The organism is Streptosporangium sp. NPDC002607, from assembly GCF_053592655.1.
Genome location: NZ_JBSFWD010000143.1, coordinates 1 through 3,580, shown reverse-complemented (window position 1 = coordinate 3,580; position 3,580 = coordinate 1). Strand labels below are relative to the sequence as shown.

At 74.1% G+C, this 3,580-nt stretch carries 1 protein-coding gene; it reads right to left on the bottom strand.

The window, feature by feature from the left end; all coding sequences use genetic code 11:
• Positions 1-3,580 (bottom strand): SDR family NAD(P)-dependent oxidoreductase (locus ACWD3H_RS47480; protein WP_451959774.1); only part of this gene is annotated, 3,580 nt, incomplete at both ends.

Sequence of the window (3,580 nt, the reverse complement as noted above, 5' to 3'; positions counted from 1 at the left end):
CGCCGGTCGGGCTGCCCTTCAGGGTGAGCGGGTCGATGCCCGCCCGTTCGACGGCCTCCCAGGAGGTCTCCAGCAGCAGCCGCTGCTGGACGTCGGTCGCCAGCGCCTCACGCGGCGAGATCCCGAAGAAGCGCGTGTCGAACTCGGCCGCGTCGTACAGGAAGCCGCCCGCACGGGCGAAGGACGCCTCCGAAAGCTCCCAGCCTCGGTCGGCCGGGAAGTCCGAGATGGCGTCCCTGCCCTCGGTGACCAGCTCCCACAGCTGTTGCGGAGAGGTGACGCCGCCCGGATACCGGCAGGCCATGCCGACGATGACGATCGGGTCCCCGCTGAGCGGGGCCGTGACGGGCACGGGCAGGGGCGGCGCGGAGGTCGCCTCGGCGCCGTCGAGTTGCCCGCGGATGAAACCGGTCACCGCCACCGGGGTGGGCTGATCGAACACCAGCGTGGCGGGCAGCCGGATACCGGTCGCCTCGATCAGCCGGTTACGCAGTTCCACGGAGGTGAGGGAGTCAAGACCGAGGTCCTGGAAGGTCATGTCCGGTGAGATCGCGTTCGCCGAGGCGTGCCCCAGTACGGCGGCCACCTGCCCGAGCACCAGCGTGGACACGGCCTCGCCGAGTGCCTCGCCCGACAGAGCACCCAGTGCGCCGGAGGTGGCGGAGGTGGCGGCCGCCTGTCGCATGGGGGCGGGCACCAGAGCGCGGAGGAGCGCCGGGATGCGGCTTTGTGCCCGTAGTGCGGCCCGGTCCAGCCGCGCCGCCACCACCACCGGCTCCCGGCTCGTCATGGCGGCGTCGAGGAAGGCGAGTCCCTGCTCGGCGGCCAGGGGCAGCAGCCCGGCCCGGGCCATGCGCCGCATGTCGGTCTCGGTGAGGGCGCTGGTCATCCCGGTGTCCTGCTGCCACGGCCCCCACCCGATCGACAGGCCCGCCAGCCCCTGAGCGGCGCGCTGCCGTACCAGGGCGTCGAGGAGGGCGTTGGCCGCGGTGTAGCTCGCCTGGCCGCCGTTGCCGAGCATCGCGAACACCGAGGAGAACACCACGAACGCGGTCAGGTCGAGGTCGCGGGTGAGCTCGTGCAGGTGCCAGGCGCCGTCCGCCTTCGGCCGCAGCACGGCGTCGATCCGCTCGGGTGTCAGCGCGCCGACCGGGCCGTCATCGAGCACGCCGGCGGCGTGCACCACCCCGGTGAGCGGGTGCTGCGGGGCGATTGCGGCGATCAGCTCGGCCAGGGCATCGCGGTCGGACACGTCACAGGCGACGGCCGTGACCTCGGCGCCCTGGGCGGTCAGCTCCGCCACCAGTTCCGCGGCGCCCTCGGTGTCCGGGCCGCGACGGCCGACCAGCATCAGGTGACGTACATTGTGCTCGGTCACCAGGTGGCGGGCGACGAGCGCGCCGATCCCGCCCAGACCGCCGGTGACGAGCACGGTGCCATCGGTATCCCGGAAGGTGGTCGGCGCCGGCGAGGCAGCACGGTCATCGTCGACTCCGATGAGCCGCGGCACCCGGGGCAGGCCATCACGTATCGCGATCTGCGGCTCCGCGGAATCGAGCGCCACGACCAGCGTCTCGCCGCTCACCCGCTCGACATCAACATCAAGCAGGACGAACCGCCCCGGGTTCTCCACCTGCGCCGAGCGCACCAGGCCCCAGACCGCCGCCGCGACGGGGTCGGGCGCGGTCTCGGCATCGGTGGCCACCGCTCCACGGGTCACGAAGATCACCGGGCCGTCGGCGTGCTCGTCGCGCCCGCTCTCCCGCAGCCGGGCCAGGACCGCCGAGGTCACCGACCGCACAGCGGCCGGAACGTCGTCCCCGGCCGGCACCGAGACCGGCATGAGCGTCACGTCCGCGGCCGGGTCCGGCTCACCCACCAGGTCCGCCACCTGCCCGGCCGCGCGCAGGGCGGCGACCAGACCCCATTCGTCGGAGCCGAGCACCGACCAGCGCCTGGCCGGACGGTCCCCGCTCCCGGATTCCGGTGCGAGCGGCCAGTCCAGTCGCAGCAGCGGTCCACCGCCGGTGCGCGCCGTACGCTGCGGATCATTCGGCCGGAGCGCGAGGGAGCGCACCGAGGCGACCAGACCGCCCTGGGCATCGGCCACGACCAGCGTGATCGCGTCCGTACCGGCCCCGCTCACCCGGACCCGGAGCCTTGAGGCGCCGGAGGCGTGCAGGGACACCCCGCTCCAGGCGAACGGCAGCAGTCCACCGCCCGCCTCGTCGAGCCCGGCGAGGGACGCCACGTGCAGCGCGGCGTCGAGCAGGGCCGGGTGCAGCCCGTACGAGCCCGCGTCGGCCGCGAGGTCCTCGGGCAGGGCGACCTCGGCGAACACCTCCCGGCCGGTGCGCCAGACGGCGCGCACCCCCTGGAACGCGGGGCCGTAGGAGAAGCCCACCCGCGCCCGCCGCTCGTAGAAACCGTCGAGGTCCACCGCGACGGCGTCCGCGCGCGGCCACTCGTCCATGCCGGGGTCGGGGACGCCCGGCACGCCGGGGGTGAGCACACCGGTGGCGTGCCGAACCCACGGCGCGTCCGGCTCGTCCGCCGGCCGGGAGTACACGCCGATCGTCCGGCCACCGCCGTCGGCGGCGGCGCCGAGCGCCACCTGCAACTGGACACCACCCCGCTCGGGCAGCACGAGCGGCGCGGTGAGCGTGAGCTCCTCCACCAGGCCGCAACCGACCTCGGCGCCCGCCCGCACGGCCAGCTCGACGAAGGCCGTGCCGGGCAACAGCACCTGTCCGGCCACCACGTGGTCGCACAACCATGGATGCGCCGCCGTCGAGACCAGAGCGGTGAACAGGAATCCACCGGTGTCGGGCAGTTCCACGGCCGCGCCGAGCAGCGGGTGCCGCGGCCGGTCCAGCCCGGCGGAGGTGACATCGCCTACGGTCGCCGCAGGTGCGGACCAGTACCGCTCCCGCTGGAAGGCATACGTCGGCAGGTCCACCCGGCGAGCCGCCGTGGCGGAGAACAGCTCCGGCCACCGCACCGCCATCCCGTGCACGTACAGCCGGGCGGCCGCCGCCAGCGCCGCGGCCTCCTCGCCGCGGTCCTTACGCAGAACGGGGAAGGCGACCACCGGCTCGTCCGAGTCCTGGCGAACCGAGAGGTTCTGGTGAACGAGCGCCGACAACCCGCCGTCCGGACCGAGCTCCAGGAACACCTTGGCCCCCGCCGCCCCGGCGGCACGGATCGCCTCCGCGAAACGCACCGGACGCACGACGTGATCCACCCAGTACTGCGCCGAGCACAGGTAGGCGGCGTCGACCACCTCGCCGGTCACGGTGGAGACGATCGCCGTCCTCGGCTCGTGGAAGGTCAGCCCCTCGGCGATCTGCCGGAACTCCGCCAGCATCGGCTCCATCAGCGGCGAGTGGAACGCGTGGCTCACCCGCAGCCGGATGGTCCTGTCGAAGCGCGCGGCGACGCGCAGGACGGCGTCCTCGGTTCCGGCGATCACGACGGACGACGGGCCGTTCACCGCGGCGATGACGACCCCGTCCTCCAGCACCGGCTCGACCTGCGCCCGGCCGGCCTGGACCGACACCATCGCCCCGCCCTCGGGCAG